The sequence below is a fragment of the Methanoculleus sp. DTU007 genome, assembly GCF_001512385.1.
Classification (GTDB): domain Archaea; phylum Halobacteriota; class Methanomicrobia; order Methanomicrobiales; family Methanoculleaceae; genus Methanoculleus; species Methanoculleus thermophilus.
Window position 1 is genome coordinate 210 of record NZ_LFRO01000007.1, and the last position, 580, is coordinate 789.

At 64.8% G+C, this 580-nt stretch carries 1 protein-coding gene; it reads left to right on the plus strand.

The features are described 5' to 3' along the window. Positions 1-564 (plus strand): iron ABC transporter permease (locus ACI94_RS00690; protein WP_286680972.1); only part of this gene is annotated, 564 nt, incomplete at its 5' end. Positions 565-580: the final 16 nt, after the last annotated feature.

A 580-nucleotide genomic window follows, 5' to 3' on the forward strand; every position in this document is an offset into this window, starting at 1 on the left:
CCGGAGGTGATGGTGCTTGCCGGGGTCGCCCTCTCCTCGCTCTTTACCGCCGGGACGATGTTTCTGCAGTACTTCGCAAGCGACACCCAGCTTGCCGCCGTCGTCTTCTGGACGTTTGGCGATGTCGGGCGGGCGAGCTGGGAGGAGCTCGGGATCATGACCGTCGTAGTGCTCGCGGCCTCGCTCTACTTCATCGCGAACCGCTGGAACTACAACGCGATCGATGCCGGCGACGAGACCGCGAAAGGTCTCGGTGTCAGCGTCGAACGGGTCCGGGACGCAGGCATGGTCGTTGCGGCGCTTGTCACCGCCGTCATCGTCTCGTTCCTCGGAGTGATCGGGTTTGTCGGGCTCGTCTGCCCCCACATGGTAAGGAGGCTCATCGGCGACGACCAGCGCTACCTCATCCCCGGCTCCTGCGTGATGGGCGGGATCCTCCTCCTCGCCTCCGATACCGTCGCACGTATCATCGTGGCGCCCTACGTCCTCCCGGTTGCCGTGCTGACGGCGTTCCTGGGCGCACCGGTCTTCATCTACCTGCTGCTTCGGGGGTATCAGCGATGATCCTCGACGTCGACGG